This window comes from Pseudomonas sp. HY2-MNA-CIBAN-0224 (assembly GCF_040310285.1).
In the GTDB taxonomy this organism is placed as follows: domain Bacteria; phylum Pseudomonadota; class Gammaproteobacteria; order Pseudomonadales; family Pseudomonadaceae; genus Aquipseudomonas; species Aquipseudomonas helleri.
In genome coordinates this window covers 1-253 of sequence record NZ_JBEOPQ010000735.1, presented here as the reverse complement: position 1 = coordinate 253, position 253 = coordinate 1, and the positions used below count along the sequence as shown (strand labels likewise).

The window sequence follows — 253 nt, the reverse complement described above, 5'->3', positions numbered from 1 at the left end:
TCTTTACGCATGGCTTTTACGGTACTACGTCCGATAATCTGGCTACCAATTGCCGCTTGAATAGCGACATCAAACATCTGACGTGGGATCAGCTCTTTCATCTTACCAACGAGCGCATTACCACGATAACGCGATTTGGTTTCGTGCACAATCATGGCAAGTGCATCGACTTTCTCACCATTGATTAATACATCTACCTTAACCAATTTATCCACTTGATAACGCTCAAAATTATAATCAAGTGACGCAAAAC

1 pseudogene is annotated in these 253 nt (G+C 41.9%); it reads right to left on the bottom strand.

Annotated elements, in window-relative coordinates:
- Positions 1–253 (bottom strand): annotated as a pseudogene (locus tag AAEZ03_RS28270) (elongation factor 4); the annotation flags it as partial.